General features: G+C 69.3%; 23 protein-coding genes and 1 pseudogene. 12 read left to right on the top strand and 12 right to left on the bottom strand.

The window, feature by feature from the left end; translation table 11 throughout:
* Positions 1-23: 23 nt before the first annotated feature.
* Positions 24-1406: a glycine--tRNA ligase gene (locus ACIRVH_RS06190; RefSeq protein WP_403948597.1), complete on the bottom strand. Its 1383-nt coding sequence runs from the start codon at positions 1404-1406 to the stop codon at positions 24-26.
* Positions 1407-1567: 161 nt separating this feature from the next.
* On the opposite strand from ACIRVH_RS06190, the gene ACIRVH_RS06185 reads away from it, so the two are divergent.
* Genes ACIRVH_RS06185 through ACIRVH_RS06170 form a run of 4 tightly spaced genes read left to right on the top strand, consistent with a single transcriptional unit; the run spans position 1568 to position 4688 of the window.
* On the top strand, positions 1568-2524 hold the full coding sequence (locus ACIRVH_RS06185; RefSeq protein ID WP_403948596.1) for a metal ABC transporter substrate-binding protein: 957 nt from the start codon (positions 1568-1570) through the stop codon (positions 2522-2524).
* A 17-nt stretch (positions 2525-2541) separates the two neighbouring features.
* On the top strand, positions 2542-3312 hold the full coding sequence (locus ACIRVH_RS06180) for a metal ABC transporter ATP-binding protein (RefSeq protein WP_403948772.1): 771 nt from the start codon (positions 2542-2544) through the stop codon (positions 3310-3312).
* Positions 3312-4214, top strand: a complete 903-nt coding sequence (locus ACIRVH_RS06175; protein ID WP_403948595.1) for a metal ABC transporter permease — start codon at positions 3312-3314, stop codon at positions 4212-4214. The genes ACIRVH_RS06180 and ACIRVH_RS06175 overlap by 1 nt, the downstream gene beginning before the upstream one ends.
* 60 nt (positions 4215-4274) lie before the next feature.
* Positions 4275-4688, top strand: a complete 414-nt coding sequence (locus tag ACIRVH_RS06170) for a Fur family transcriptional regulator (protein ID WP_386571962.1) — start codon at positions 4275-4277, stop codon at positions 4686-4688.
* On the opposite strand, the gene ACIRVH_RS06165 is transcribed toward ACIRVH_RS06170, so the two are convergent.
* From ACIRVH_RS06165 to ACIRVH_RS06145, 5 genes are read right to left on the bottom strand one after another with little or no spacing between them, the layout of a single operon-like run.
* On the bottom strand, positions 4689-6014 hold the full coding sequence (locus ACIRVH_RS06165) for a histidine-type phosphatase (protein ID WP_403948593.1): 1326 nt from the start codon (positions 6012-6014) through the stop codon (positions 4689-4691). It abuts the gene before it with no gap.
* A gap of 40 nt (positions 6015-6054) precedes the next feature.
* Positions 6055-6903 carry an isoprenyl transferase gene (locus ACIRVH_RS06160; RefSeq protein WP_403948770.1) on the bottom strand — a complete coding sequence of 283 codons (849 nt, stop codon included), beginning with the start codon at positions 6901-6903 and terminating at the stop codon, positions 6055-6057.
* Positions 6904-6923: 20 nt separating this feature from the next.
* Positions 6924-7670 carry a DNA repair protein RecO gene (recO, locus tag ACIRVH_RS06155; protein WP_386571960.1) on the bottom strand — a complete coding sequence of 249 codons (747 nt, stop codon included), beginning with the start codon at positions 7668-7670 and terminating at the stop codon, positions 6924-6926.
* 22 nt (positions 7671-7692) lie between these two features.
* Entirely contained in the window at positions 7693-8316 is a 624-nt protein-coding gene (locus tag ACIRVH_RS06150; protein ID WP_403948591.1) for a DUF1266 domain-containing protein, read from the bottom strand.
* Positions 8317-8332: 16 nt separating this feature from the next.
* Complete coding sequence (locus ACIRVH_RS06145; protein WP_403948590.1) at positions 8333-8548, bottom strand: hypothetical protein; 216 nt, start codon at positions 8546-8548, stop codon at positions 8333-8335.
* A gap of 296 nt (positions 8549-8844) precedes the next feature.
* Here ACIRVH_RS06145 and ACIRVH_RS06140 point away from each other — a divergent pair, with 296 nt between their 5' ends.
* The 6 genes from ACIRVH_RS06140 (at position 8845) to ACIRVH_RS06115 (ending at position 16641) form a co-directional block, all read left to right on the top strand.
* On the top strand, positions 8845-10476 hold the full coding sequence (locus ACIRVH_RS06140; protein ID WP_403948588.1) for an ABC transporter substrate-binding protein: 1632 nt from the start codon (positions 8845-8847) through the stop codon (positions 10474-10476).
* A 4-nt stretch (positions 10477-10480) separates the two neighbouring features.
* Positions 10481-11437, top strand: coding sequence for an ABC transporter permease (locus ACIRVH_RS06135; RefSeq protein WP_403948587.1), 957 nt, complete (start codon positions 10481-10483; stop codon positions 11435-11437).
* Entirely contained in the window at positions 11437-13413 is a 1977-nt protein-coding gene (locus ACIRVH_RS06130) for a dipeptide/oligopeptide/nickel ABC transporter permease/ATP-binding protein (protein WP_403948586.1), read from the top strand. Before ACIRVH_RS06135 ends, ACIRVH_RS06130 begins: the two co-directional genes overlap by 1 nt.
* On the top strand, positions 13410-14414 hold the full coding sequence (locus ACIRVH_RS06125; protein WP_403948584.1) for an oligopeptide/dipeptide ABC transporter ATP-binding protein: 1005 nt from the start codon (positions 13410-13412) through the stop codon (positions 14412-14414). Before ACIRVH_RS06130 ends, ACIRVH_RS06125 begins: the two co-directional genes overlap by 4 nt.
* Positions 14415-15341, top strand: a complete 927-nt coding sequence (locus tag ACIRVH_RS06120) for a dihydrodipicolinate synthase family protein (protein WP_403948583.1) — start codon at positions 14415-14417, stop codon at positions 15339-15341. It abuts the gene before it with no gap.
* Between the two features lie 223 nt (positions 15342-15564).
* Positions 15565-16641, top strand: a complete 1077-nt coding sequence (locus tag ACIRVH_RS06115; protein WP_403948582.1) for a PP2C family protein-serine/threonine phosphatase — start codon at positions 15565-15567, stop codon at positions 16639-16641.
* Between the two features lie 68 nt (positions 16642-16709).
* On the opposite strand, the pseudogene ACIRVH_RS06110 reads toward ACIRVH_RS06115, so the two are convergent.
* Both ACIRVH_RS06110 and ACIRVH_RS06105 read right to left on the bottom strand, forming a co-directional pair.
* A pseudogene (locus ACIRVH_RS06110) lies at positions 16710-16886 on the bottom strand (DUF397 domain-containing protein); the annotation flags it as partial.
* A 9-nt stretch (positions 16887-16895) separates the two neighbouring features.
* Positions 16896-17747, bottom strand: a complete 852-nt coding sequence (locus ACIRVH_RS06105) for a helix-turn-helix domain-containing protein (protein ID WP_403948580.1) — start codon at positions 17745-17747, stop codon at positions 16896-16898.
* Positions 17748-17948: 201 nt separating this feature from the next.
* Between ACIRVH_RS06105 and ACIRVH_RS06100 the strand changes: the two genes are divergently transcribed.
* Together ACIRVH_RS06100 and ACIRVH_RS06095 are read left to right on the top strand one after the other, a co-directional pair.
* Entirely contained in the window at positions 17949-18356 is a 408-nt protein-coding gene (locus ACIRVH_RS06100) for an ATP-binding protein (RefSeq protein ID WP_403948579.1), read from the top strand.
* Between the two features lie 33 nt (positions 18357-18389).
* A complete protein-coding gene (locus ACIRVH_RS06095) occupies positions 18390-19298 on the top strand; it encodes a hypothetical protein (RefSeq protein WP_403948577.1) in 909 nt (302 codons plus the stop codon).
* Between the two features lie 28 nt (positions 19299-19326).
* Here the strand turns inward: ACIRVH_RS06095 and ACIRVH_RS06090 are convergent, their stop codons facing one another.
* The 4 genes from ACIRVH_RS06090 to ACIRVH_RS06075 form a co-directional block, all read right to left on the bottom strand.
* Positions 19327-20580, bottom strand: a complete 1254-nt coding sequence (locus ACIRVH_RS06090; RefSeq protein WP_403948576.1) for a DUF1266 domain-containing protein — start codon at positions 20578-20580, stop codon at positions 19327-19329.
* Between the two features lie 165 nt (positions 20581-20745).
* Positions 20746-21237 (bottom strand): hypothetical protein, encoded by a 492-nt coding sequence (locus tag ACIRVH_RS06085; protein WP_403948575.1) that lies wholly within the window; start codon positions 21235-21237, stop codon positions 20746-20748.
* 16 nt (positions 21238-21253) lie between these two features.
* The gene (locus ACIRVH_RS06080; RefSeq protein WP_403948573.1) at positions 21254-25996 is read right to left on the bottom strand and encodes a putative T7SS-secreted protein; all 4743 of its coding nucleotides are present in this window, start codon (positions 25994-25996) and stop codon (positions 21254-21256) included.
* Positions 25996-26583, bottom strand: coding sequence for a hypothetical protein (locus ACIRVH_RS06075; RefSeq protein WP_403948572.1), 588 nt, complete (start codon positions 26581-26583; stop codon positions 25996-25998). Before ACIRVH_RS06075 ends, ACIRVH_RS06080 begins: the two co-directional genes overlap by 1 nt.
* Positions 26584-26587 lie beyond the last annotated feature (4 nt).

The raw sequence follows: 26587 nt of genomic DNA, 5'->3' as shown, positions 1-26587 counted from the left end.
CCGGCACCGGGACGAGCTTCGGGTCAGCAGCCCAGCAGGCGGCTGGCGAGGTAGCCCTCGATCTGGTCCAGCGACACGCGCTCCTGCTTCATGGTGTCGCGCTCACGGACCGTCACCGCGTTGTCCTCGAGCGTGTCGAAGTCGACGGTGACGCAGTACGGCGTACCGATCTCGTCCTGGCGACGGTAGCGGCGGCCGATGGCGCCCGCGTCGTCGAACTCGATGTTCCAGTGCTGACGCAGCGCCTGGGCGAGACCCTTGGCCTTCGGGGACAGCTCGGGGTTGCGGGACAGCGGGAGCACCGCGACCTTCACCGGAGCCAGACGGTGGTCCAGGCGCAGCACCGTGCGCTTCTCCATCTTGCCCTTGGCGTTCGGCGCCTCGTCCTCGACGTAGGCGTCGAGCAGGAAGGCCAGCATCGTGCGGCCGACACCGGCCGCGGGCTCGATGACGTACGGAGTCCAGCGCTCGCCGGCCTCCTGGTCGAAGTAGAAGAGGTCCTGGCCGGAGGCCTTGGAGTGCGCGGTGAGGTCGTAGTCGGTGCGGTTGGCGACACCCTCCAGCTCGCCCCACTCGCTGCCGCCGAACCGGAAGCGGTACTCGATGTCAGCGGTGCGCTTGGAGTAGTGGGAGAGCTTCTCCTTCGGGTGCTCGTACCACCGCATGTTCTCCTCGCGCAGGCCCAGGCCGGTGTACCAGTTCCAGCGCTGCTCCATCCAGTACTCCTGCCACGTCTCGTCCTCGCCCGGCTTGACGAAGAACTCCATCTCCATCTGCTCGAACTCGCGGGTGCGGAAGATGAAGTTGCCGGGCGTGATCTCGTTGCGGAAGGACTTGCCCATCTGGGCGATGCCGAACGGCGGCTTCTTGCGCGAAGTGGTCTGCACCTGACCGAAGTTGGTGAAGATGCCCTGGGCGGTCTCGGGGCGCAGGTAGGCGACGGAGCCGGAGTCCTGGGTCGGGCCGAGGTGGGTGGAGAGCAGACCCGAGAACTGCTTGGGCTCGGTGAACTGGCCCTTGTTGCCGCAGTTCGGGCAGTTGATGTCGGCCAGGCCGTTCGCCGGGGCGTGGCCCTTCTTCTCCTCGTACGCCTCTTCCAGGTGGTCGGCGCGGAACCGCTTGTGACACGAGGTGCACTCGGTCAGCGGGTCCGTGAACGTGGCGACGTGGCCGGAGGCGACCCAGACCTCGGAGGCCAGGATGACGGACGAGTCGATACCGACCACGTCCTCGCGCGACGTCACCATGTAGCGCCACCACTGGCGCTTGATGTTCTCCTTGAGCTCGACACCCAGCGGTCCGTAGTCCCAGGCGGCACGCTGTCCGCCGTAGATCTCACTGCAGGGGAAAACGAAGCCACGGCGCTTGCTCAGGCTGACGATGGTGTCGATCTTGTCGGCGGCCACGGTGCTCTCTTCATTACGACGACGGGCGTTGAAGCGAGATGCTTCCAGCGAATGATTCAGGTTACCGGCGCAGGCTCCCCCACGGCCAAATCGGCCCCCCATCTCGGACCTCTCACCCGCCTTGTTGACAACGGTTTCCATTTTTGTTGAAAATGACTGTCATGAACGTACGACGACAGCTCATACCCGCGGTGGCGACGACCGCGGTCACCGCCCTCGGCCTCGCCGCCCTCTCCGCCTGCTCCGGCGCGAGCGCCGCGGGCAACACGAGCAAGTTCGACGTCGTCGCGTCGTTCTATCCGATGGCCTTCCTCGCCGAGCGGATCGGCGGCAGCCACGTCCACGTCACCACGCTGACCTCCCCCGGCCAGGAGCCGCACGACCTGGAGATCAGCCCGCAGCAGATCGCCGGGATGGAGGAGTCCGACGCGGTCCTGTACCTGAAGAACCTCCAGCCCTCCGTCGACGACGCGGTGGCCCAGTCCCCGGTGAAGACGAAGATCGACGCTGCCTCCCTGACCACGCTGGAGGAGCACGGCAACGAGGTCGGCGGCCACGCGGCCGCGCACGACACGCACGAGGGCGAGGAGTCCGGCGGCAAGGACCCGCACATCTGGCTCGACCCGGTGCGCTACGCACAGGTCGCCGAGGGCGTCGGCAAGGCCTTCGAGAAGGCCGACCCGGACCACGCGGCCGACTACCGGAAGAACACCGCGGCCCTGGTCAAGAAGCTGGACGACCTGAACGCGCAGTTCAAGGACGGCCTCGCGAACACGAAGAGCAAGGTCTTCATCACCACGCACGCCGCCTTCGGCTACCTCGCCGAGCGCTACGGCCTCACCGAGGAGGCCATCAACGGCCTCGACCCCGAGTCCGAGCCCAGCGCCGCGCGCGTGAAGGACCTGGAGACGATGGCCAGGGCCGACGGCGTCACCACCGTCTTCTACGAGACGCTCGTCAGCGACAAGACCGCGCAGACCGTCGCGGGTGACGCGGGCCTGAGGACGGACGTCCTCGACCCGCTCGAGGGCATCACGAAAAAGTCCCGGGGCACCGACTACTTCTCGGTCCAGGAGGCCAACCTCAAGGCCCTCCAGCAGGCCCTGGGCGCCAAGTGACCGGCACGGAGGACGACATCATGGGCGAGCCCGTCATAGCCATGCGCGGGGTGACCGCGGAACTCGGCTCGCGCCCGGTCCTGCGCGGCATCGATCTCACCGTGCACAGAGGTGAGGTCGTCGCGCTGCTCGGCGCGAACGGTTCCGGCAAGTCGACGGCGGTGCGCAGCATCATCGGCCAGGTGCCGGTCAGCGGCGGCTCGATCGAGCTGTTCGGCACCTCGCGCCGCAGCTTCCGGGACTGGGCGCGCGTGGGGTACGTACCGCAGCGCACCACGGCCGCGGGCGGCGTCCCGGCCACGGTCACCGAGATCGTCTCCTCGGGCCGCCTGGCCCGCACCCGCTTCGGCGTCTTCCGCAAGGCGGACCGGGCGGCCGTACAGCGCGCCCTGGAGCTGGTCGGCATGGCGGACCGCGCCAAGGACTCGGTGACCGCGCTCTCCGGCGGCCAGCACCAGCGGGTGCTGATCGCCCGCGCCCTGGTCGCCGAGCCCCAGCTGCTGATCATGGACGAGCCGATGGCGGGCGTCGACCTGGCCAGCCAGGAGGTGCTCGCGCGCACGCTCCGCGAACAGGTCGCGGCCGGTACGACGGTCCTGCTGGTCCTGCACGAACTGGGCCCGCTGGAGCCCCTGATCGACCGCGCGGTCGTCCTGCGCGACGGCTGTGTGCTGCACGACGGGCCGCCCCCGCAGGCGGTCGGCCAGCACGCCCTGCCCGGCCACGACCACGTACACCCGCACGCACCCGCGGGCTCCGAACCTCTCCGCACGGGACTGCTGAGCTGATGAACCTCCTCGACTACGCCTTCATGCAGCGGGCGCTCATCGCGGCCGTCCTGGTCGGCATCACCGCGCCCGCGATCGGCATCTACCTCGTCCAGCGCCGCCAGCCCCTGATGGGCGACGGCATCGGGCACGTGGCGATGACCGGCGTCGGCCTCGGCTTCCTGCTGAACGCCTCACCGGTGTGGATGGCGACGGCCGTCTCCGCGCTCGGCTCGGTGCTGATGGAACTGATCCGCTGGTACGGCAGGACCCGCGGCGACATCGCCCTCGCGATGCTCTTCTACGGCGGCATGGCCGGCGGCGTGATGTTCGTCAACATCGCTCCGGGCGGCTCCAATGCCAACCTGATGTCGTACCTGTTCGGCTCGCTGTCAACGGTCGCCCCCTCGGACGTGACCGCGATCATGATCCTCGCCGCGTTCGTGGTGGCCGTGACCCTCGGACTGCGCCGCCAGCTGTTCGCGGTCAGCCAGGACGAGGAGTTCGCGCGGGTCACCGGGCTTCCGGTGCGCGCCCTGAACCTGCTCACCGCCGTCACGGCGGCGGTCACCGTGACCGTCGCGATGCGGGTGGTCGGCCTGATCCTGGTCTCCGCGCTCATGGTCGTACCGGTCGCCGCCGCGCAGCAACTCACCCGCAGCTTCGCCGCGACCTTCGCGATCGCCGTCGCCATCGGCGTCACCGTGTCGATCGGCGGCACGGTCACCTCGTTCTACCAGGACGTTCCGCCCGGTGCGACGATCGTCCTGCTGACCATCGGAGCGTTCGTCGTCCTCACCGCCCTGGCCACCCCACTGGCCCGCCGACGCGCCCGCGCGGCCGCCGCGGCACAGCCCGCGGGCGACCCCGCGGAATGCTCGATTCCGGCCACGCGAGGGGCGGGCGACGAGGTCGGCGTCTGACCGCGCACAGCCCGGGCTGGCACAATGGCCCGGGCAGACGCGAGACGTGAGGAGACGACGGTGACGACCGCTGGACCGCCTGTGAAGGGCCGCTCCACCCGGCAGCGCGCAGCCGTGGCGGCGGCCCTCGACGAGGTCGACGAGTTCCGCAGCGCGCAGGAACTGCACGACATGCTCAAGCACAAGGGCGACTCGGTCGGCCTGACCACGGTCTACCGCACCCTGCAGTCCCTCGCCGACGCCGGTGAGGTCGACGTCCTGCGCACCTCCGACGGCGAGTCCGTCTACCGTCGCTGCTCCTCCGGCGAACACCACCACCACCTCGTCTGCCGCGGCTGCGGCAAGGCGGTGGAGGTCGAGGGCCCCGCGGTGGAGAAGTGGGCCGAGGCCATCGCGGCGGAACACGGCTACGTCAACGTGGCACACACCGTGGAGATCTTCGGTACCTGTGCCGAGTGTGCCGCGAAGCGCTGATCAGTCGCGCCCGAAGCACCGCTCCAGCTCGTCCAGGTCGTAGAAGGCGCTGCCCTTGGCGACGGGACGGCAGCCCGCCTTGAAGGCCGTCTCCTTCTCGTTGTAGAGCATGCGGACCAGGTAGTCGTCGCCGCCCCGGAAGACGTCCCACTGGATGTTGGCGCCCAGGGGGGACACGGCGGCACCCCGCCAGGGGTTGTCGGCGTAGGTGTACGGCTCCCCGGGCGTCGCCGGCTCGGTGCTGCCGGGCAGGCCCATCAGCGCGGCCAGCGGGATGATCTCCTCGGCGTGGGTGAAGCGCAGTTCGGCGCCGAGGTCGCTGGTGCCGGCCCGCTTGGCCTCCACCTGCTTGAAGAAGTCGTCCAGGAGGACACCGGCCATCTTGTAGGTGATGTCGCTGTCGGCGAAGCCGGGACCCTTCTCGTAGAAGTCCTCGGCGTCGCTCAGGTACCCGAACCAGGCCGCGTCGGAGCGGGAGATGTACCGCTCCATGCCCCAGCCCTGCCCGTCGGGGCTCTCCTCGCTCATCGCGGGCGCGATGGCGTACAGGTTGTAGACGGCCTGCGCGGCCGGGACCTGGTCGGCGATCCGGTCGACGAAGTCGTCCTTGAAGATCCTGCGCAGGACGCTGTGGGCGGCCTGGTGCGTCCGGGGCTGGTCGGTGATCGACTTCAGGGTGTCCGCGAGGCGCTGGTCGTGCGCGATGTAGTCGCGGTAGGCCGCGCCGCCCGCCGCCTTGTGGAAGTACAGCAGGTCCTTGTCGGTGCGGGTGGGCCCGATCAGCGGCCCCAGCGCCGGGTCGGCCTCGGCGAGCGCGCCCGTGAAGGCGGTGCCGCTGTCGACGGCCCGGCCCTGGCCGGAGCTGACCACGTCGATCTTCTCGCCGTCCGCGGCGATCTTCCCGAACAGGGAGGGCAGCCGCTGCTGCATGCGCGCCGCCGCGTCCTTCAGCTCCTGCTTGCCGCGCCCGCTGAGGTTGCCGTAGCCGATCTGCGCCATGGCGGCCTGCAGGGCCCGTACCGTCGGCCCGAACTCCTCGCCCTTGTGGGTGAGTTGTCCCTGCTCCTGCGCCTTGTCCCACAGGGCGAGGACGAGGTCGCCGTCCTCGCTGTCGGTGGCGGCTCGGGAGCCGTGCCGGGAGACGTTCTCGGTGAAGACGGGGGTGTAGCCGGCGGGGGTCCGCTGGTAGGTGCGCGGGCTCTGCCCGGGCGCGTAGGGCGCCTTGGTGCCGTAGGAGTCCCGGTGCGCGGGACCGTCGGACGCATGGGCCGGCAGCGCGGTGAGCAGCAGGGCGCCGAGGGCGAGGACAGGCGTGAGACGTCTCATGAGTCCCGCATCCTCGGCGGCCCGGGTGAACCGCCGATGGCTATGAGGTGGCGTCACCCCTCATCGCGGCTTCCATGGCGAGGAGTTCCTCGTTCGGGACGGCCCCGCCGAAGCGGCGGTCGCGGGAGGCGAACTCCATGCAGGCCCGCCACAGGTCGCGGCGGTCGAAGTCCGGCCACAGGACGTCCTGGAAGACCATCTCGGCGTACGCGCTCTGCCAGAGCAGGTAGTTGGAGGTGCGCTGCTCGCCGCTGGGGCGCAGGAACAGGTCGACGTCCGGCATGTCCGGGTAGTACATGTACTTCTGGAGGGTCTTCTCGTTGACCTTGGAGGGGTCGAGGCGGCCCGCCTTCACGTCCTCGGCGAGCGCCTGCGCGGCGTCGGCGATCTCGGCACGGCCGCCGTAGTTCATGCAGAAGTACAGCGTGAGCAGGTCGTTGCCCTTGGTCTGCTCCTGGGCGACCTGCAGCTCCTTGGCGACCGACTTCCACAGCTTGGGCATACGGCCCACCCAGCGCACCCGGATGCCCAGCTCGTCCAGCTGGTCGCGGGTCTTGCGGATGAAGTCGCGGTTGAAGTTCATCAGGAAGCGGACCTCGTCGGGCGAGCGCTTCCAGTTCTCGGTCGAGAAGGCGTACAGGGAGATGTTGCGGACGCCCATCTCGATGGAACCCTGCAGCACGTCGAGCACCCGCTCGGCGCCGACCTTGTGGCCCTCGGTGCGGGGCAGCCCGCGCTCCTTGGCCCAGCGGCCGTTGCCGTCCATGACGATCGCCACGTGGTTCGGTACCAGCTCGCCCGGGAGCTTCGGCGCGCGGGCACCGGACGGGTGCGGCTCCGGCGACTTGTACTCGCGGCGCTGGCGGCCCAGGATCCCGCGTACGACCATGTGCTTCTCGTCTCCCTTGCTCACTGTTCCACGTACCGGAGGGAGCGCAGTCCGCGCTCCAGATGCCAGTGCAGGTAGGCGGACACCAGCCCGCTGCCCTCCCGGACGTAGCGCGCCTCGCACGCGTCCGCCGTCTCCCAGTCTCCCGTAAGCAGCGCGCCGAGGAGTACCAGGGTCTGTGGCGAGGGTACGACGCTGCCGGGCACCCGGCAGTCGACGCAGACGGAGCCGCCGGAGGCCACCGAGAAGAAGCGGTTCGGACCGGGCATTCCGCACTTGGCGCAGTCGCCGAAGCTGGGCGCGTAGCCGTTGACGGCCAGCGAGCGCAGCAGGAAGGCGTCGAGGACGAGGTTCGGGGCGTGCTCGCCCCGGGCGAGGGTGCGCAGGGCGCCCACCAGCAGCAGGTACTGCTGCACGGCCGGCTCGCCCTCGTGGTCCGTGAACCGCTCGGCGGTCTCCAGCATGGCCGTGCCGGCGGTGTAGCGCGCGTAGTCGGTCACGATCCCGCCACCGTACGGAGCGATCGTCTCACTCTGCGTGCACAGCGGCAGCCCGCGCCCGACCAGTTCACTGCCCCGCGCGAAGAACTGCACGTCGACGTGGGAGAACGGCTCCAGCCGGGCCCCGAACTTCGACTTGGTCCGCCGCACCCCACGCGCCACGGCACGCACCCGCCCGTGACCGCGCGTGAGCAGCGTGATGATGCGGTCCGCTTCTCCGAGCTTCTGGGTGCGCAGGACGATGCCGTCGTCCCGGAAAAGACTCATGCGTCCATTCTCGCGTACGAAGTCAGCGGGCGTGGTCGGGCTGATAGATGGCATCCCAGGGGGCGAGGTTCCAGGGGCTGGCCCGGTTCGCCGGATCGAGCAGGGACCGCAGGTGCGCGTCGGCGGTGGCCTGGGGTGCGGGAGAGCCGGCGTCCCCGGTGCCGCGCAGCCCGTCGCGCCACACCTTGCGCCCCAGCAGATAGTGATCGGCGTACTCCTGCCACGAGGCGTACGTCCGCGCCACCGACGGCACGATGCTCTTCAGCGCGGTCCAGGTCTCGTGCTCCGTGATCATCCCGCAGGCGAAGCCGCGGCGGGCGACGTCGACGTACAGGGCGGCGTCCCAGGCCAGCGGCGCCACGCCGGTGAGCTGCTGGGCGCGGACCCGGTAGCCGGTGCGCGCCAGCCCGCCGAGCCGGCCGACGAGCTTCTCGCGCGAGGTGATCTCCCACAGGTCGGCCAGCCAGCGCCGGGCGCTGTCGTCGTCGATCCGCGTGAACGGGTACAGGGTGCTCCGGGAGGCGCCGCGGTCGTGGCTCACCGGCGCGCTCAGCGACACCATCCACAGCTGGTGCATCGTGAGCGGGACGGGGTACCGCCTCGCGGCCTTGGGTTTCCTCCACTCTCGCAGTCTCGTCAGCGCCATGAGCCCGCACCCTACGTCAAGGGACCTCTCCCCGACTGCGCGCGTTGGCGTGGGCCGTCGCCGCGCTCAGTCGCTCTGCCTGGGTGGCCCGGCGGACGGCCTCCGGTCTGACGTCCCACTCCCGCCCGCCGCCGTACGGTCGCAGCTGGACGTACGGCCCTTCGTGCCCCATGACGATGCCGAGGCGTCCGGTGCGGGTGTCGACGGCGCAGGAGCCGACGGGGAGTTTCATCGCGTCCACCTCCGGTGGCTCCCCTGCCACCGGCAATTTCACGCTTCGCATGCCACTGGTGGCCCAGCGTGCCTAGACTCGGCCGGAGTCTGCCCAGTGCACTCCCCGCTGCCCGGTGAGCTGCGTCAACTCACCCCCTGCCGAGGCCATTTCGCCCGTCATTGGTGCGACCTGTGGCGGCTACGCCATTCGTGTGCGCTCTCTTGACCGTCCCCACAGGCGCTTTTATGGTCACGCTGACCGATCGGACGTAGGACGTCGTACCTCCCCCTCCCCCCGACCTCGCTGGAGGAACCGTGCGCGACGACGTGAACGACGTGCCGGCACCGCGCCGCCGGTCGTTCCTGAAGTACACGGGGGCCCTGGGCGCGGCCGCCGCCCTCCCGCCGGTGCTGGCCGGCTGCTCCTCCGGCCCGGAGTCCACGAACGACACCGGGAGCGGGGGCAGCGGCAAGAACCGCACGCTGACCGCGGTGATCGGGTACGGCAACGACGGCAGCTGGGATCCGACGCAGACGGCGTCGGCGTTCGCCATGGCCGCGAACAACCACATCTACGAGGGGCTGCTGGACACCGACCCGATCTCCCGGGTGCCGTACCCGGCGCTCGCCACCGAGGTGCCGAAGGACCCGAACGCCACGACCTGGCGGTTCACGCTGCGGTCCGGTGCGACCTTCCACGACGGGAAGCCCGTCACCGCCGACGACGTCGTCTTCGTCTTCGACCGGATCCTCGACCCGAAGACCCAGACCCTCGCCAAGGGCTTCTTCGTCAGCTGGCTGCAGGAGGCGCGCAAGGTCGACGCGCGGACCGTCGAGCTGGTCCTGAAGTTCCCGTTCCCGGACGGGCTCGCCCGGCTGACGCTCGCCAAGATCATGCCCAAGCACGTGTTCTCCAGGCCTGGCGCCTGGGACGACGCGATCAAGGGGCTGGCGGTGGGCTCGGGGCCGTACCGGCAGACCGCGCACCACCCGAAGTCGAACACCACCTTCGAGGCGTTCGCGGCCTACAACGGCCCGCGCAAGCCCGCCTTCAAGCGGATGAACTGGCTGACCATAGTGGACGCGGCCCCGCGCGTGGCCAAGATCTCCGGTACCGGCGCGGGCGCGCAGATCGCCGACAACATCCCCTACGCCAACATCCCCCGCCTGGAGCAGGGCGGTCTGAAGGTCGCGGGCGGCGCCGGGATGAACAACCTGTTCCTGATGTTCAACACCAAGCACAAGCCCTTCGACGACGTGCGGGTGCGGCAGGCCCTGCACTACGCGATCGACACCGAGAAGATGGTGCAGGTCGCGCTGAAGGGGCACGGCAAGCCCGCGTCGTCGTTCCTCAACGAGGGCAACCCCAGTTACCGGCGGGCCAAGACCGTCTACGACCACGACCCCGAGAAGGCGAAGGCGCTGCTGAAGGCCGCCGGGGTCAAGGGCCTGAAGATCGAGATCCTCGCCGTGAACGTCAGCTGGATCGTGGACTGTCTGCCGACCGTCAAGTCCTCCTGGGACGCGATCGGCGTGGAGACGACCCTGGCGCCGCAGGAGACCACGGCCGTGTTCACCAAGATGGACCAGAAGCAGGACTACCAGGTGGTGGCCGCGGCCTCGAACCCCAACCAGTTCGGGCTCGACGCCGACCTGATCATGCACTACAACTACGGCCCCCAGAACCTGTGGATGCAGTACACGCGGTGGGCCGACAACCCGGTCGCCAGGCAGCTCTTCAAGGACATGGACCGGGCGACCCGGGAGCCGGACCCGGCGAAGAAGAAGGCGATGATCCAGGACTACGTCGACGTCGTCGCCGAGCAGGCCGTGCTCTACCCGGTCGTCCACAACGAGCTGATGACCGCCTGGGACCCGCGCAAGCTCAGCGGGATAAGGCCGCAGCCCTACCCGGGCATCAACCTCCTGCAAGCCCAGTGGACCTGACGGCATGACGGCTGTCGTACGGATCCTGCTCCGCCGCGTCACCCTGCTCGTGCCGCTGCTGCTCGGGATCGTGCTGTTCGTGTTCCTGGTGATGCGGTTCTCGGACGTCGACCCGGCGTCCGCGTTCTTCCAGGGCGCGAACCCGACCCCGCAGCAGCTGCACGACTTCCGGGAGCGCAACGGCCTGCTGGACCCGCTCCCGGTGCGCTACGTCCACTTCGTCGGCGACCTGCTCCACGGCGACCTGGGCACCAGCGCCCTGACCCGGGCCCCGGTCGTCGACCAGGTCACCACCGCGCTGCCGCTCACCCTCCAGCTGACCTTCCTCGGCCTCGGCATCGCGGTCGTCCTGGCGCTGGCGGGTGGCGTCACCGCCGCCGTGTACCGAGACCGGCTGCCGGACCAGGTCATCCGGGTCGTCTCCCTCGTCGGGGTCGCCGCGCCCGGCTTCTGGCTGGCGCTGCTGATGATCCAGTATCTGGCGGTGGACCGGGGCTGGTTCCCGACCGGCGGCTACATCAACCCGGCCGACTCCGTCACCGGCTGGCTGAAGACCATGGCCCTGCCCGCCTTCGCGCTGTCCCTGCCGGTGGCCGCCCAGCTGACCCGGATCGTGCGGACGTCGGTGGTGGAGGAGCTGGACAAGGACTACGTGCGCACCGCGATCGGCAGCGGCCTGCCGCCCCGGGTGGTGGTCGGCCGGAACGTCCTCAGAAACGCCCTGGTCAATCCGCTCACCGTGCTCGGCCTGCGCGTCGGCTATCTGCTCGGCGGTGCCGTCGTCATCGAGACGATCTTCTCGCTGCCCGGCATGGGCAAGCTGATGATCGACGCCGTGCAGAACGGCGACCCGGCCGTCGTCCAGGGGGTCGTACTGACCACCGCGACCGGGTTCGTCGTCGTCAACCTCGTCATCGACATCCTCTACCTGCTCGTCAACCCACGTCTCAGGGCGGCCTGATGGTCACGCGCGCCGAGCTCACCGAGCGGCTCTCCCGGCCCGGCGTCCGGCTCCGCGGATGGCGCCGGCTGCCGCCGCTGTCGAAGGTCGCGGTCTGCTTCCTCACCCTGGTCGTCCTGGTCGCCGTACTCGCCCCGGTGCTCGCCCCGCACGACCCCCTCGACCAGCAGGACCCGGTCGACGGCACCGGACACCCGTCGGCCGCGCACTGGATGGGCCAGGACAGCCTCGGCCGGGACATCCTCAGCCGGCTGATGTACGGCGCCCGCTGGTCGCTGGCGATCGGGCTGGGCGCGACCGCGCTCGCGCTCGTCGTGGGCGCGGTCGTCGGGGCGTTCGCGGCCACCTCCCGCAAGTCCGTCGACGAGACGCTGATGCGCTGTCTGGACGTGGTGATGGCGTTCCCGGGCATCGCGCTCGCGGCCGTGCTGGTCGCCGTCTTCGGCGGCGGGATCGGCGTGCTGATCTGCGCGATCGCCTTCCTGTTCACCCCGCCGGTCGCCCGGGTGGTGCGGGCCAACGTGCTCGACCAGTACGGGGAAGACTACGTCACCGCGGAACGCGTGATCGGCGCGCGCACCCCGCACATCGTGCTGCGGCACGTGGCCGTCAACTGTGCCGCCCCGGTGCTGGTGTTCTGCACGGTCCAGGTCGCCGAGGCCATCGTCTTCGAGGCGTCGCTGTCCTTCATCGGCGCGGGCGTGCGGCCCCCGGACCCGTCCTGGGGCAGTGTCATCGCCGACGGCAAGAACATGGTGCTGACCGGCGGCTGGTGGGCGACCGTCTTCCCCGGGCTGCTGATCCTGCTCACCGTCCTGTGCCTGAACATCCTCTCCGAGGGCGTCTCGGACGCCTGGGCGGCCCCGGCGGCCCGGGAGGTCGCCGCGCCCGACGACCACCTGGAGACACCGCAACCCGGCACCGGCGAGGTGCTCCCGCTGCCCGGCCTGACCGACGCCGCCCGGCGGTTGCGCACGCGGGCCCGGCCCCGGCCGGCCACCGGCGGTCAGCCGGTGCTCGCGGTGGAGAACCTCGCCATCGGCTTCCCGGACCGGCACCGGGGCGTGGACATCGTGGACGGGGTCAGCTTCGAGGTGCACCCCGGCGAGGTGCTGGGCCTGGTCGGCGAGTCGGGCTGCGGCAAGTCGCTGACCGCGCTCACCGTCATGGGCCTGCAGCCGAAGGAGGCCCGGGTGCGCGGGCAGGTGCGCTTCCGGCAGCGGGACCTGCTCGCCGAGCCCATGCGGGTACGACGGCGGCTGCTCGGCCACGAGATGGCGATGGTCTACCAGGACGCCCTGTCCTCGCTGAACCCGGCAATGACCATCCGGGCCCAGCTGAAACAGCTCGTCCGGCGCGGTGGCCGGCGCAGCCCGCACGAACTGCTCTCGCTGGTCGGCCTCGATCCCGAGCGCACCCTGCGCAGCTACCCGCACGAACTCTCCGGCGGCCAGCGCCAGCGCGTCCTGATCGCCATGGCCCTGTCCCGCGACCCCCGGCTGATCGTCGCCGACGAGCCGACCACCGCCCTGGACGTCACCGTGCAGGCCCAGGTCATGGAGCTGCTGCTGCGGCTGCGCGAGGAACTGGGCTTCGCACTGATCCTCGTCTCGCACGACCTGGCGCTGGTCGCCGACATCACCGACCGGGTGGCGGTGATGTACGGCGGGCAGATCGTGGAGACGGGCGTGACCGCAGACCTGGTGGAAGCGCCGGCCCACCACTACACGCGCGGCCTGCTCGGCAGCGTGCTCTCGCTGGAGTCCGCCGAGGAGCGGATGACGCAGATCAAGGGGGTCGTACCGTCCCCCGCCGACTTCCCGGCGGGCTGCCGCTTCGCCGACCGCTGCCCGCTGGCGACCGAGGTGTGCCACACGACCGCGCCCGTCCTCGCGGGAACGCCCGCGCACACGGCCGCCTGCCACCACCCGGCGGTGCAGCTGACGTCGGCGGAGAGCGAGGAGGCGCTGCAGTGACCGCTGTCGTGGAAGTCCAAGACGCCCACGTCGTCCACAAGGCCCGCAGCGGCGGCCTGTTCACCCGCGACCGGGTGTACGCCCTGACCGGCGCCGATCTCACCGTGGCGCCCGGCGAGACGGTCGGGGTGGTCGGCGAGTCGGGGTGCGGGAAGTCGACGCTGGCGAAGGTGCTGGTGGGCATCGAGCGGCCGACCTCCGGGACGGTCTCGTTCCGGGGCCGGGACCTGTGGTCGATGCCGCCCGCCGAACGCCGGGCCGCGGTCGGCGCGGGCACCGGCATGATCTTCCAGGACCCGTCGACGGCCCTGAACCGCCGGCTGACGGTGCGCAGGGTCCTGCGCGACCCACTGGACGTCCACGGGCGCGGCACAAAGGCCGAACGGGAAGACCGTGTCAGGGAGTTGATGGCCCTGGTGGGCCTCCCCCGGGCCCTCACCGACGCACTGCCCGGGCAGCTCTCCGGCGGCCAGCGGCAGCGCGTCGCCATCGCCCGCGCCCTCGCGCTGGATCCCGGCCTGATCGTCGCGGACGAGCCGACGAGCGCCCTGGACGTCTCGGTCCGCGCACAGATCCTCAACCTGCTCCTGGACCTGAAGGAGCGCCTCGGTCTCGCCCTGGTGTTCGTCTCGCACGACATCCAGACGGTACGGCGGATGAGCGACCGGGTGATCACCATGTACCTGGGCCGGATCGTGGAGGAGACCCCGGCCGGCCGGGTCACCGACCAGGCCCGGCATCCGTACACCCGCGCCCTGTTCTCCGCCACGCCCGGCCTGCTCGACCCCGTCGACCCGATCCCGCTGACCGGCCCGGTGCCGTCGGCGACCCGACCGCCGAGCGGCTGTCCCTTCCGTACCCGCTGCTGGAAGGCGGACGAGGTCTGCGCGGGTTCGATGCCGGACTTCTCGGCCGCGTCGCAGCCCGGACACCGCTTCCGCTGCCACCATCCTGTGGAGGAGGACGAGTCGACCCGTGACCTAGCACGCCAGGAGCCCTGAATGACTTTTCCCGCCCCGCTGACCGGTGTCGTTCCGCCCGTCTGCACCCCCCTGGCACCGGACCGCGAGGTGGACGTCCCCTCACTGCTCAGGCTGGTGGAGCACCTGGTGGAAGGCGGGGTGCACGCCCTGTTCCTGCTCGGCTCGACCTCGGAGGCAGCCTTCCTCACGGACGCGCAGCGCAGGCTGGTGGTCGAGGCGGTCGTCGGCCACGTGGCCGGTCAGCTGCCCGTCCTCGCCGGGGCCATCGACATGACCACCCCGCGCGTCCTCGACCACGTCTCGGCGGTCACCGCGGCCGGCGCCCGGGCGGTCGTCGTCACCGCCCCCTTCTACGCCCGCACCCACCCCTCGGAGATCGTCCACCACTACCGCCGGATCGCGGCCGCGAGCCCGGTCCCGGTGATCGCCTACGACATCCCCGTCGCCGTGCACACCAAGCTCCCCGCCGAGGTGGTGCTGGGCCTCGCCTCCGACGGCGTACTGGCAGGCCTGAAGGACTCCAGCGGCGACCTGGCCGCCTTCCGTGAAGTCGTCACCGGTGCCCGCGCCCACCACGGATTCAGCGTGCTGACCGGCTCCGAACTGATCGTCGACTCGGCCCTGGCACTCGGCGCCGACGGCGTGGTGCCGGGCCTCGGCAACGTCGACCCGCACGGCTACGTCCGCCTCTACCGGGCCGCCCGGGCGGGCGACTGGGAGGGCGCCCGGAGCGAACAGGAGCGACTGTGCACACTGTTCGGCATGGTCGGCGTCGGGGACCCGGCACGGATGGGCGGCAGCTCGTCGGCGATCGGCGCGTTCAAGGCGGCACTGCACCTGCGCGGGATCATCGACTGCCCGGTGACGGCGGAGCCGCAGGTGCCGCTGTCCGGGGACGAGGTGGCGAAGGTGGGGAAGTTCCTGGCGGGGTCCGGGTTGCTCTAGGCGGTTTCGTTCGGATCGGTCGGCCCTTGGTACCGGCACCCTGTGATGCCTGTGCGTCACCACCGCTCACACGGTGCTTCGGGATTGTGGGACGAGAAGCGATAAAATTACCCAAATCGGTGGCCGGACTTCGGGACCTGGGCTGCACTCGACCCGTGTGACCTTGGGGAGCGGCATGATGGCGAGGTCTCCTGAGAAGCGCGGAGTCCCGCACAGCGCTGGCGTGCGGGCCAGGCTGCTGCCCTTCCTGCCCGCTCTGCTGCTGCTCCTCGGCCTGCTCATCGGCCTCTTCACACCCCGCGCCGTCAGGCCGGACGCCTTCCTCGCCACAGCCATGATCTCCGGCGCCGCACTGCTGCCCCTGTGGGCGACCGTGCTCACCGGAGTGGGCGCGTGCGGCATCTTCCTCGGCCTGATGGCCGACTTCGACGCGCTGACGGATGCGACCGCCATCTCCGAGCTGGCCACCCTCGTGGCGATCGCGGCATTCGCCGTCTTCTTCAACCGCCTGCTGGACCGACGCGCCCATCAGCTGGTTCAGGTCCGCTCAGTGGCCGAGACCGCCCAGCTGGCGGTGCTGCATCCGATTCCACGACACCTCGGTCACGTCACACTCGAGAGCCTGTACCTGGCTGCCGCGGCGGAAGCCCGGATCGGCGGCGACCTGTACGAGGCGATCCGCACCCCGCACGGCGTACGGCTGCTCATCGGCGACGTGCGCGGCAAAGGCCTGCTCGCGATGCAGGCGGCGGCAATGCTGCTCAGCGCCTTCCGCGAGAACGCCCACGACGCGCCCGACCTGCCCCACCTCGCATGCCGCCTGGAGACGAGCGTGAGCCGCAGCGCCGCCAAATACCCGGAGATCCCCGGCTCGGAGGTCGTCGCCGAACGTTTCGCCACCGCGCTCCTCGCCGAGATCCCGGACGACGAACCGGTCGTCCGGACCGTCACCTGCGGCCATCCTCCCCCACTGCTGCTGCACGACGGCGAGGTACAGGAGCTGCAGCCCGCCGCCCCCTCGCCGCCACTCAACCTCGGCGACCTGGTGAGCGACGGGTACCACGTCGACCTCACCCCCTTCCACCCCGGAGACCAGCTCCTGCTGTACACCGACGGAGTCACCGAGACCCGCGACCGCTCCGGCGCCTTCTACCCCCTTGCCGAACGCGTCCGCTCATGGAGCGGCGAGGCCCCCCGCCAGCTCCTCCACCATCTCCACCGTGACCTGATCGCCTACAGCGGCGGCGCACTCGACGACGACATCGCCGCCCTCGTCGCCCGGCGGCGCCCGAGCCTCTGATCCTGGGAGGAGGCTCTGACCGGCATCCAGGTGGGCTTGTGGGCGTACGCCGCCGTGAGGCGAGTCTCCTTCAGGGCGCCTATGAAGGGGACGAAGGATGCGACGGGGAAGGTGAGCGTGGCTCTCGCCGGGGCCTTGGAGTCGCGGATGGATATGTGGGTGGCCATGCGCGCGATCTCGACACACGTGTTGCCGTCGCCTCCGCCGGAGTACGACGACTTCTGCCAGCGGACGGCCTGGGTCATGTGAGGGCCTCAGACTTCCTTCGTCAGGTGGTGGATGAAGTCCCGTGATTCCACGGGCTGTAGTGCTGCCTTTCCCACCTTATTGAGCATGGCCCGGAAGCGCGCCAGCTGAGATTCGGCATCGATGAAGGCCGTGCCGTGCGGAGCGTCGCGCAGCACGGTGTCCAGCTGTGGCAGCGGCCCACCCACGTACATCATCTCGATCCCGGCCCCGGCAAACCCCTCCCTCGCCAACGGGATGACACGCACCGTCGCCCGTCCGTTCTCGATCGCGCCCAGCACTTCCAGGAGCTGCGCACGAGCGGTACGACGATCCGAGACGAGGATGCGCAGCGCCGCCTCGTGGACGATCGTCTCGTAGGGGATCGGAACGTCCTGTTCCAGTACGGACCGGCGCCTCATCCGATGCTCGACGCGGGGCTTCAGCTCGCTCTCCGGCAGTTCGGGAATCATGTAGCCGAAGACGGCGCGGGCGTAGTCCGGGGTCTGAAGCAGTCCTGGCACATGGCTGGTGACCACCTCACGCAGGAACGTGCCGTGGTGCTCGGTCTCGGCGACATCCAGGAATACCGGCGGGAGCACTCCGCGGTACTCCTCCCACCAGCCCTGCGTACGGTCGGTGACCATCGCGACGAGGGCCTCGGTCAACGGCGCGTCGGCACAGGCATAGTGAGCGGCGAGACGCCGTACCCGTTCCTCGCTGACGCCCGCCAATCCCGCTTCGACCTGACTCATCTGGGCCGAGGTCGAACTGAGCAGTCCTGCCACCTCACGGGCCTTCAGACCGGCTGCTTCCCGCAGTCTCCGCAACTCGACACCCAGGCGCACCTGCCGTGCCGTGGGCTGGCTTCGCGGCGCCATCTGGCCTCCCGACCCTCAATCACCGTGCGGACATGCCTCGTTCGGGGTCAGATTACGGGACCCGCTTGCACGAGGAAAATTTTTGCTCTACCTTCAGTGACGCAACCAACACGCACCGGAAGCGCACCGCTCCGCCGTGCCATGACGACTGTGGCAATGCCACCGCGCGCGAATCCCCCTTCCTCTGAACGGAGTTGAGGCATGCCTGAAACGTGGGACTACACGCTGTACATCCCGAACGACCTCAGAGCGGTGACTGTCTGCCGCCGGACCTTGCGTCTGATCCTGACGATGCACGGATTGACCGGGGTCGTGGACATCGCCGAGCTTCTGGCGGCGGAGCTGGTCTCGAACGCCGTACGCCATACGAAGGGGCCGGCCGCGCTGAGGGTTCGTCGCTCACCGGAGGGGGTGGTGTGGATCGGGGCGTGGGACACGAACCCGGGGCCGCCGGAGCCTCCGCGGTCGCTGGAGCAGGTCGCGGAGTTGGTGGAGGAGGGGCGGGGGTTGACGCTGGTCAGGGCGTGTTCGGACTACTGGGGCTGGCAGCCGTCGGCCCGGTTCGGGAACCGGGGGAAGTACGTGTGGTGCGAACTTGCGGCGGCCTAGCTCGTTGATCACGTCAGACGGAAAGGAGAGCTGATGGTCGGCTCGTCGCATGAGGCGCTGCACCGGATCTTCCAGAAAGACCCGGCCCTACTGACTCGCGCGTTACAGAGCGTGCTGCACGTACCCTTCCCCGAGCCGCGGGAGATCGCCGCGCTGAACGTGGACCTCACCGAGATCGAACCGGTCGAGCGGCGGGTGGACACGCTGCTGCGGGCGGAGACCGACGAGGGCACGTATCTCCTGGTGGTCGAGTCACAGGGCAAGGTGGACGACCGCAAGCGGGGCAGCTGGCCCTACTACCTCTCCTACCTCTACGAGAAGTACCGCTGTGAGCCCGTGCTCATCGTCATCACCCAGAGCAGCGCCACGGCCAAGTGGGCGTCGCGCCCGATCCGGCTCGGCTTCCGGGACTGGCACTCACTGACGGTACGGCCGCTCGTGCTGGGCCCGGACAACGTGCCGGTGATCACCAGTGAGCGGCAGGCCGAACGGGACGTCCCCCTTGCGGTGCTCTCGGCGATGACACACGGGCGGGGCCCGCAGGCTCCGGCCATACTGGAGTCCCTGGCCTCCGCTCTGCGGACCATCGACCCTGACAGTGCCGCGGTCTTCGTGCAGTTCGTCGACTCATGCCTGGCCGACCCCCAGGCGAAGCAGATGTGGAGGGACCTGATGACGGCGATCCAGTACTTCTGGCGACACCCGCTGGCAGAACAGGTACGCGAGGAAGGACGAGAGCAGGGACTGGAGCAAGGCCTGGAGCAAGGTCGGGCCGAGGCCAAGGCCGAGATGATCCTTCACATCCTGGAGTGGCGCGGCATCCCGGTGCCCGAGGGCCTCCGTGAGCGAGTCGAGGCCTGCACGGACCTCGGCCAGCTGGAGGCCTGGGCCCAGCAAGCCGTGCACGCCACGGACGCGGCGGAGCTGTTCGCCGAGAAGTGAGGGGTTACGGGACCGCCCGGTGGGGCGGTCACCGGAACGGAATGTTCAGCCAGGGGCTGCCGGGCTCGGACATCAGGATTCGGTGGGCCTCGAGCATGTCCTGGTACCAGTCCCCGAACTCCTCGTCGTCGAAGTGGAGGCAGCGGCCGAGGATGTAGCCGGCGGAGAAGTCCTGCCAGGTCTTGTAGGACAGGGAGGCGGATCGCCCGGCCTGAATGACCGCGGTCTCGGCCTCCGCGAGTGTGCCGAACCGGGCCCCGAGCCCCCACCGGGCCATCTTCGAGGCGCGGCCGAGATCCCAGGCGTCGACGGACGACACGTACCGGTTCTCGTCGAGTACACCGTCGGCGCGCATCCGGGCCTCGTAGCGGGTGATGCGCCCGATGAGCCGCTGCACACCCTCGACGTGGGCCTCGACCTCGGACTCGGGACGGGGGTCGGTCGTGGTGACACCGTCCTCGGACATCACGATCGAACCCTCGGAGTTCCTACGGATGAGGTTGGCGGCGGACTGCCGCCAGTACCCCAGGTCGACTTGCCCGCCGAAATCCCGGGCGATGGTCCGGCGCAGCCCGAGGACGAAATCCCAGACCGAGCTGTGCTGTTCGCAGGCGAGGAGGTCGCGGAGGTAGTACTGCCATTCCTCGCGGGTGGTGATGCCCCACCACTCGCGAAGCCGCTTGAGCTCGTTCCGATAGCCGGTGCCATGCCAGGCCATGGCGTTCCAGACGGAGCCGTTGCTGACACAAAGGAGCGATCCGCAGGCGAGGCCGTGGGCGACGGATCCGTGCAGCGGGCCGCCGACCCGGAGAGTGAGCAGCCTGCCGGGAATTCTCAGGGGGCCATTGGTCCGGTAGTGCTGAGCCCAGGCGTTGGAGTGCGGTGGCGCCGCCGGGAGGAACGCCTCACAGGGACTGCCCGGATTGACCACGATCCACGGCGGACGCCCCGGCTTCCATGCCTCGGCGAACCACCCGAGCCTGCTGCGATGGAACACCCGGTGCGGTTCAGGGGCGGGCAGCATGCCCACGGTGTACACCGCCCAGATGGGACCGCCGGCACGTGGATCGTGCCCGAAGACCGAGTACGTCCTGTCCGGGTTGGTGTCTGCCTTGTCGCGCTGTATCTCGAAATACAGCGGTTCCCGCGCGAGCATGCCAAAGTAAGCGGCCCAGTCCCCGCGCCGCTTGGCCTCGAACAACGCCTGCTCGATGTCCGTCGGAGGCGTCCAGGCAGGTGGCGCGGGAGGCCCGAAACCTACCGTCGGCGGACCGAACGACATGAGACTCCCTGTCCTTTTGTCACGAAGAATGAGACCCCGGAGCACCGGCCGGGGTCCCGCTCCGAACCCTGCTGGCCACAGCGAAGGCCCTACCTGCCATAACGCGGGACAAACAGGGAGAACCGATGGCCAGTCAGGCAATCACGGCCGCTGACGAATCGAGGTTCACTGCTCCCAGAATTTCTTCCCTTGAGCGTCGAGGTACTTCTGAAAGAACTCCCGAAGCGACGCCCCGACGCTATACCAGTCTGCCCGAGGGTCCAACTCCAGGGCGACCATGACCTTTCGATCACCCTCTTCAGACGGCGCAAAAACCAGCAATTCTAGATCACCGAGAAATTCTGCAATCACAATGTCGCCCGCCGTGAAGTCACCCGGTCGATCCTGCTTCTGAAAATCCAGGACTTCAGCACTCCGCCGGGGCGTCAGGACCCGCATGCCCCATTGCCCGTACACCACGTCAGCAAAGAGTTCGGCTTCACGACACTCGGCCCACAATTCCAGCACCTCGGCAGGGAGGGCCTCTCCGTCCCACGCGCCTTGAATTTCTTCGACGCTCGCGGGACCTGCGACACTGCACTCCAGCTCAAGTCCATCATCGCTCCCCGGAGAGCCGACTTGGGCCCAGCTACGGAATCCGTCCATGAGACCAGTCATCGCAATTCCTTATCGACTAATAATTGCGCCACCAGGACGTGAATGGCTGGTGTTCCGCCTGGCGCAACAATGGGACCAGATTGCTGAAATCATTAGTTCCGCCATATTCGCGCGGCAAGATGTGGTGAATGTCGTATTCTTTCCACGGCTGCGACAGGTCACCATATCCGCGATCGTACCATTCCTTGATGTATGCAGCCCTCGCATTGCCGTCCCAGACGACCCGGTCCGCCTTGTCGACCACGCTGAACCCGTCACCTGGGTACGGCACGGGCCAACCCGTACGGGGATCCGTAATCTGTGGGTACGGAACCCCTTTGGAGTTGGTCATCGAGCTGTAGAGCGACTGGTTTTGAGCGCTGCGGGCAGCGACAGCATCAGGGCTGTAAGGATCGCCGTCTAGCGCGGGGCCACCTGGGCCAAGCGCTGCGCCCTTCGGGCACCCTGTAGGAGCGAGACCGAGCGGATCCGCCCACGCATGCGGGTTGACGACGTATGTCGTTGGATTCGGCGCTGGGGCCAGTCCCAGCGGATCCGGGCTGAGGAACTGAGCCGATTCCGGGTCGTAGTGGCGGAAGTAGTTGTAGTGGAGGCCGGTTTCCGGGTCGTAGTACTGGCCGGGGAATCGAAGGGGCGTGTATGCGGTGCTGTTGGCCGCCCATGCCGTCGTGCCCCACAGGGCGCTGCGTGTGCGCCAGGCGATGTCGCCGTGTTCGTCGATGAGTTCGCTGGGTGTTCCGAGCAGGTCGGTGACGATGGCGAAGAAGCGGGAGTCGATCTCGTCCTGGGGTGCGTCGGCCGCGGTGATGCGTTCCGTCTGAGCAAGAGGGCGCAGGCCCTGGTGGTCCCAGGTGAGGGTGACCGGGTTGGGGAGGTCAGGGGACCTGGTGGTCTGTTCGCAGAGGGTGGTGCCGTCCCAGGCGAAGTCGACGCGTTCCACGACCGTCTCGCCGTCCGCAGCGAGGCGGAGTTTCGCGGTGCGGCGGCCCAGTGGGTCGTAGGTGTAGCGCCAGCGGGTGCCGTTGGGGGTCGTCACCGAGGTGAGGCGGTCTTCGGCGTCCCATTCGTAGCACCAGGTGTCCGGCTTGCGGGACAGGCGGGTCTTCTGGCGGAGGGTGATCCGGCCGAGGGCGTCGTGTTCGTAGCGGACGTTACCCGCTCGGGTGATGCGGGTGCCTGTGTAGGTGCGGGGGCCGACCGCCTCCTGGCCCGGATGGTTGGCCGGCCAGCTCGCCTGTGTCTGGTTGCCCGCCTCGTCGTACGCGTACCGCTCCGTCCAGCCCGCCGCATGTACCGCCGTCACCCGGCCCGCCGCGTCCAGGTCGAACTGGCGGGAGCCGGTGAGCTGGTCATCGATGCCGATCAGGTTGCCGTCGGCTCGGTAGGAGTACGCCCGGTGTTGGACGCTCCGGCCTTCGGCACCTGTGACCGACTGGGTCGTCAGGCGGCCCAGGGCGTCGAAGGTGTGGTCCAGGGTCGTCGTTCCGCCGAGCCGGCGTGTCAGTTCACGGCCCGCCTCGTCGTACGTGAAGTCGATGGCGCGGCCCGATGCCACCATGCCGGTGCGGCGGCCCGCGGCATCGTATGACCAGGTTGTCGCAGCCCCGGTGGGGGTTGTACGGCCGGTGCGGCGGCCCAGGGCGTCGTAGGCGTACGTCAGGGTGCGGCCGTTGACCGTCTCCGAGTGCAGGCGGCCGTAGCGGTCGCGGAGGAGGTTGAGGGAGGTGCCGTCGGGGCCTGTTGCCTGCGCCAGTTGGTCCGTGAAGTCGTAGGCGTACGTCGTGATCTGGCCGGCCGCATCCTTGCGGGTCACCTGGCCCAGTTCGTTCCGCTCGTAGGACACCACCTCGCCGAGAACGTTTCTGCGCGAGGTGAGGCGACCTGCGGAGTCGTACGCGTACGTCAGCGTGCGGTCGTCGAAATCCGTCTCCGTCACCAGACGGCCTGCCGCGTCGTACTCGTACGTCCACGTCAGGCCCTGCGGATTGGTGACCTTCGTCAGGCGCAGTTCACTGTCGTGGTCGAACTCGTAGCGGACCCCGTCCGGGCCCGTGCGTGCCGTCAGCAGGTCGAAGTGGGTGTACTCGAAGTGGGAGACGCCGCCGATCGGGTCGGTGTGGCTGGTGCAGTTGTCCTCGCCGTCGTATGTCCACGTCTCGGTTGTGCCGTCCGGGGCCGTGCGGCGGGTCAAGTGGCCCTCGGTCGACCATTCCAGCAGCGTCGTTGCGCCGAGGGGGTCCGTGATCGCCGTCGGGCGGCCCAGGGCGTTCCGCTCGTAGCGGGTGGTCGCGCCCAGCGGGTCCGTGATCTTCAGAGGGAGGCCGGCCCGGTCGCAGACGACCCTTGTCGCGTTGGCGAGTGGGTCGGTCACAGAGGTGAGGTGGCCGGCCTGCGTGTAGGTGAAGTGGGTTGTCTGGCCCGCCGGGTCCGTCACTGACGTGCGGTTGCCACGCTCGTCATAGGTCTGGCGTACGAGCGTGCCGTCCGGGTTGACCACCTTCACCGGCAGACCGAGCGCGTTGTACTCCGCCCTCGCCTCACGGCCGTCCGGGCGGACCACCGACGTCAGGTTGCCCTCGTCGTCATAGCGGAATGTCGTCGTGCGGCCCAGCGGGTCCGTCTGGAACAGCAGGCGGTTGTAGCGGTCACGTCCATACCTGGTTTCGGCGCCGAGCGGGTCGATCTCGGCCACCACCTGCCGGGCCTCGTTGACCTGGAAACGCCGGGTGTGGCCCTCGCCGTTGGTTGCCGTGGTCACACGCAGACCCGTCTCCGGGTCCGGTTCCTGGTAGGAAAAGCGCGTAGCCAAGTGGCCCGCGGAGCCGGTCTGGGCTATGCAGCGGTCCTGGTCGTCGTATTCGTATGCGTAGCTGCGGTCGTTCGTGTCCGTCCAGGACGTGACCCGGCCCGAGTCGTCGTAGGCGAAGCGGAATGGCAGTCCTGAGGAGTTGATGACCTCCGTGAGGTCGCCCTCCGTGTAGCCGAAGCGTTTCAGCTCCTGACCGGTCGCCGCCAGGTGGTAGGCCGTTACGCGGCCCGAGTGCGTCGTGATGCGGACGCCCTGACCGGCGCTCGTCACTACAGCCCGCGGCGTGCCCTCCTCGTCGTACTCGAACGTGATCCAGTTGCCGTTGCGGTCGTCTATCTGCTCCAGCACCGCCAGGTTCTCGCCCCGGTCAGCGAAGTGCCAGGTGCGTAACGTGCCCGGGTCCGTGATCGTGTAGCCGTCCTCCACACGGTCCAAGAGCCAGCGGGGGCCGTGAGACGGGAGGGTGGGCAGGCCCGGTGCCGGGTGCGGGTACGCCAGGAGCAGGCCGTCCTCCGTGACGAAGACGACTCCCTGAGCGTCGATCTCCAGACGCTGATCCAGGGTGGAGGACCAGGACGCGCCGAACCAGCGGCCCAGGCGGTAGCCGGACTCCACCCGCCGCTTGAGGACCAACGGCAGCACCCCGGGGAGGGCCGCGTCCGTCTGCGGCAGGAACATCTTGCCGGTGGCGACATCGACCGGGTCGCCGCAGTCCTCCACGGCGTCCTCTTGGCGGGAGTGATCCTGCGGGTTGTCGTTCACCTTCTCGCGGGCGGTGCTCCCGGCTTGGCCCTCCGCCCCGCGTTCCCCGGCCGTCGCCCCCTCTGCCCCCTTCGCCCCGTCCTCCGCGACCCGGGCGCCGTCGACGGCGGCTTCCTCGGCCCCCGCCTCCGGGATCAGGAACTGGGGAGCGAGTTCGCCACCGACGCCGCCGGGGTCCTCCAGGAAGGACTTCCACAGACCGTCGGCGGTCTGGGTGGGATGGGTGAGCATATGGACCGCGCCGCCCAAGAGTTCCACCTTGGCCTGAGCAGCCTCGTACGGGTGCGTGATCGCGTACGGATCGAGCGGGTTCGCATTGCGGGCCAGGTTGTTCAGGTCGCCGAGGCCGCGCATGAAACCGCCGAAGAAGCGCATGTCCTCCGTCTTGGCGGCGTCCAGGACGTCGGCGCCGTCGAGTTTGAGCTGGTTGAGGGCCGACGGCTCGTGCGGGGCGTGCTGGAAGGCGAGTTTGAGGCGGTCGGCGGCCTCTGCGGCGAGGTGGTCGCGCTGGCGTCGGGCGGCCGTCAGGATCTGTTCGGCCACGTGCTTGGCCTCGTCGCCGGGGTCCTGGTCCGGGGGCTTGGGGCCGGGGTCCTTCTTGCCCGCGTCGACGGCGTCGTTGTACGTCTCCACCTTCTGTTGGTGGGCTTGCGAGGCGGCCTTGCCCTCGCGGTACTTCGCCACCGCCTCCCGGGCCTGGGACTGTGCCCATTCCACGGTGTGTGCGAAGTTCTCCAGGGCCGAGGATGCCTCCCCGCACGCCTCGGCGGCCTGGCGCCACTTGACCTGGTGCGTGGCGAACTTGCTCCGGAAGGCGTCAGCCGCCTCGCCCTTGAACTCCGACGAGTCCAGCTGCTGCATACCTGTCGCGACAGCGCTGAAGGACTGCGCGAAGTTCCGCAGATGCACCGCCGTCTCGCGGAGCTTCGCCGGGTTGCCGTGGATCAGTTCCTTCGGATCCGAACTCTCGTCCAGCTGCTGCTCGTCCACGTGCGCGCCCAGCTTGGACGCCGTGGAGTCACCCCAGTCGTCGACCTTGTCGGCCGCACCATGCGCACCGGCCCAGTCGAGCGCGTCGCCCACGCCATGGGCGCCCTCGTCGATGACGTGGCCCGTCGCCCGCTTGACATCGTCGTAGCCGGACTTCAGCGACCCCAGGGCACTGTTGAACTTCCCCGTGAGTGACATCAGTTGCCGTCACCCGACCCGGCCACGTCCCGCACGATCGACGGCGAGATCGGGATCGGGCTGCCTGGCGCGCCCTCGCTCGTCTCCACGTCCGTGAGCATGCCCTTTCCGGTCTGCTTCACGGAGTTCACCAGGTTGTCGCGGTCCTTCTCGCCGTACCCGGTCGTCATCGCCGCATGGTTGATCTGGTCCAGGCTCTCCTTCTCCACCTTGTCGTTGGAGGCGAACGGATCCCCGACCACGGAGTTGTAGGCGACCTTCAGCGAGCCCTTCACGTACTCGTCCGTCTGGTGGAAGGTTCCGGCCGCCAGCCCCATCCCCTCCGCGAGCGCGTTGCCCTCCTCCATCAGGTCGCGCACGCCCCACTGCCAGCGCTCGCAGAAGGTGTGCAGCATCGCGCCGAGATGGTCGTCACCGACGTCCATGCCGTCCATCTCCAGGCCGGTGAAGCCGCGACCCGCGCCTGCCCAGCCCTTCATCGTGCCCAGCGAGTCCAGCTCGCTCAGAGCCTTGTTGATCCCCTCGGCGATCGACTTCAGCCCCTGCACCTGCAGATCCGACTGCCCGCCCCCGCTCGGCGTCGTCACTGCC

It is taken from the genome of Streptomyces sp. NPDC101165 (genome assembly GCF_044768135.1).
Classification (GTDB): Bacteria; Actinomycetota; Actinomycetes; order Streptomycetales; family Streptomycetaceae; genus Streptomyces.
The sequence above is the reverse complement of the archived record's forward strand: the minus strand, read 5'-3'. Positions and strand labels throughout refer to the sequence as shown.

What these genes read in the sequence shown, in the direction of transcription:
- ACIRVH_RS06185 (WP_403948596.1), top strand. Translation starts at nt 1,568, where the DNA reads ATGAACGTACGACGACAGCTCATACCCGCGGTGGCGACGACCGCGGTC.
- ACIRVH_RS06175 (WP_403948595.1), top strand. Translation starts at nt 3,312, where the DNA reads ATGAACCTCCTCGACTACGCCTTCATGCAGCGGGCGCTCATCGCGGCC.
- ACIRVH_RS06165 (WP_403948593.1), bottom strand. Translation starts at nt 6,014, where the DNA reads ATGAGACGTCTCACGCCTGTCCTCGCCCTCGGCGCCCTGCTGCTCACC.
- ACIRVH_RS06160 (WP_403948770.1), bottom strand. Translation starts at nt 6,903, where the DNA reads ATGGTCGTACGCGGGATCCTGGGCCGCCAGCGCCGCGAGTACAAGTCG.
- recO (WP_386571960.1), bottom strand. Translation starts at nt 7,670, where the DNA reads ATGAGTCTTTTCCGGGACGACGGCATCGTCCTGCGCACCCAGAAGCTC.
- ACIRVH_RS06150 (WP_403948591.1), bottom strand. Translation starts at nt 8,316, where the DNA reads ATGGCGCTGACGAGACTGCGAGAGTGGAGGAAACCCAAGGCCGCGAGG.
- ACIRVH_RS06145 (WP_403948590.1), bottom strand. Translation starts at nt 8,548, where the DNA reads ATGAAACTCCCCGTCGGCTCCTGCGCCGTCGACACCCGCACCGGACGC.
- ACIRVH_RS06135 (WP_403948587.1), top strand. Translation starts at nt 10,481, where the DNA reads ATGACGGCTGTCGTACGGATCCTGCTCCGCCGCGTCACCCTGCTCGTG.
- ACIRVH_RS06130 (WP_403948586.1), top strand. Translation starts at nt 11,437, where the DNA reads ATGGTCACGCGCGCCGAGCTCACCGAGCGGCTCTCCCGGCCCGGCGTC.
- ACIRVH_RS06120 (WP_403948583.1), top strand. Translation starts at nt 14,415, where the DNA reads ATGACTTTTCCCGCCCCGCTGACCGGTGTCGTTCCGCCCGTCTGCACC.
- ACIRVH_RS06105 (WP_403948580.1), bottom strand. Translation starts at nt 17,747, where the DNA reads ATGGCGCCGCGAAGCCAGCCCACGGCACGGCAGGTGCGCCTGGGTGTC.
- ACIRVH_RS06100 (WP_403948579.1), top strand. Translation starts at nt 17,949, where the DNA reads ATGCCTGAAACGTGGGACTACACGCTGTACATCCCGAACGACCTCAGA.
- ACIRVH_RS06095 (WP_403948577.1), top strand. Translation starts at nt 18,390, where the DNA reads ATGGTCGGCTCGTCGCATGAGGCGCTGCACCGGATCTTCCAGAAAGAC.
- ACIRVH_RS06090 (WP_403948576.1), bottom strand. Translation starts at nt 20,580, where the DNA reads ATGTCGTTCGGTCCGCCGACGGTAGGTTTCGGGCCTCCCGCGCCACCT.
- ACIRVH_RS06085 (WP_403948575.1), bottom strand. Translation starts at nt 21,237, where the DNA reads ATGACTGGTCTCATGGACGGATTCCGTAGCTGGGCCCAAGTCGGCTCT.
- ACIRVH_RS06080 (WP_403948573.1), bottom strand. Translation starts at nt 25,996, where the DNA reads ATGTCACTCACGGGGAAGTTCAACAGTGCCCTGGGGTCGCTGAAGTCC.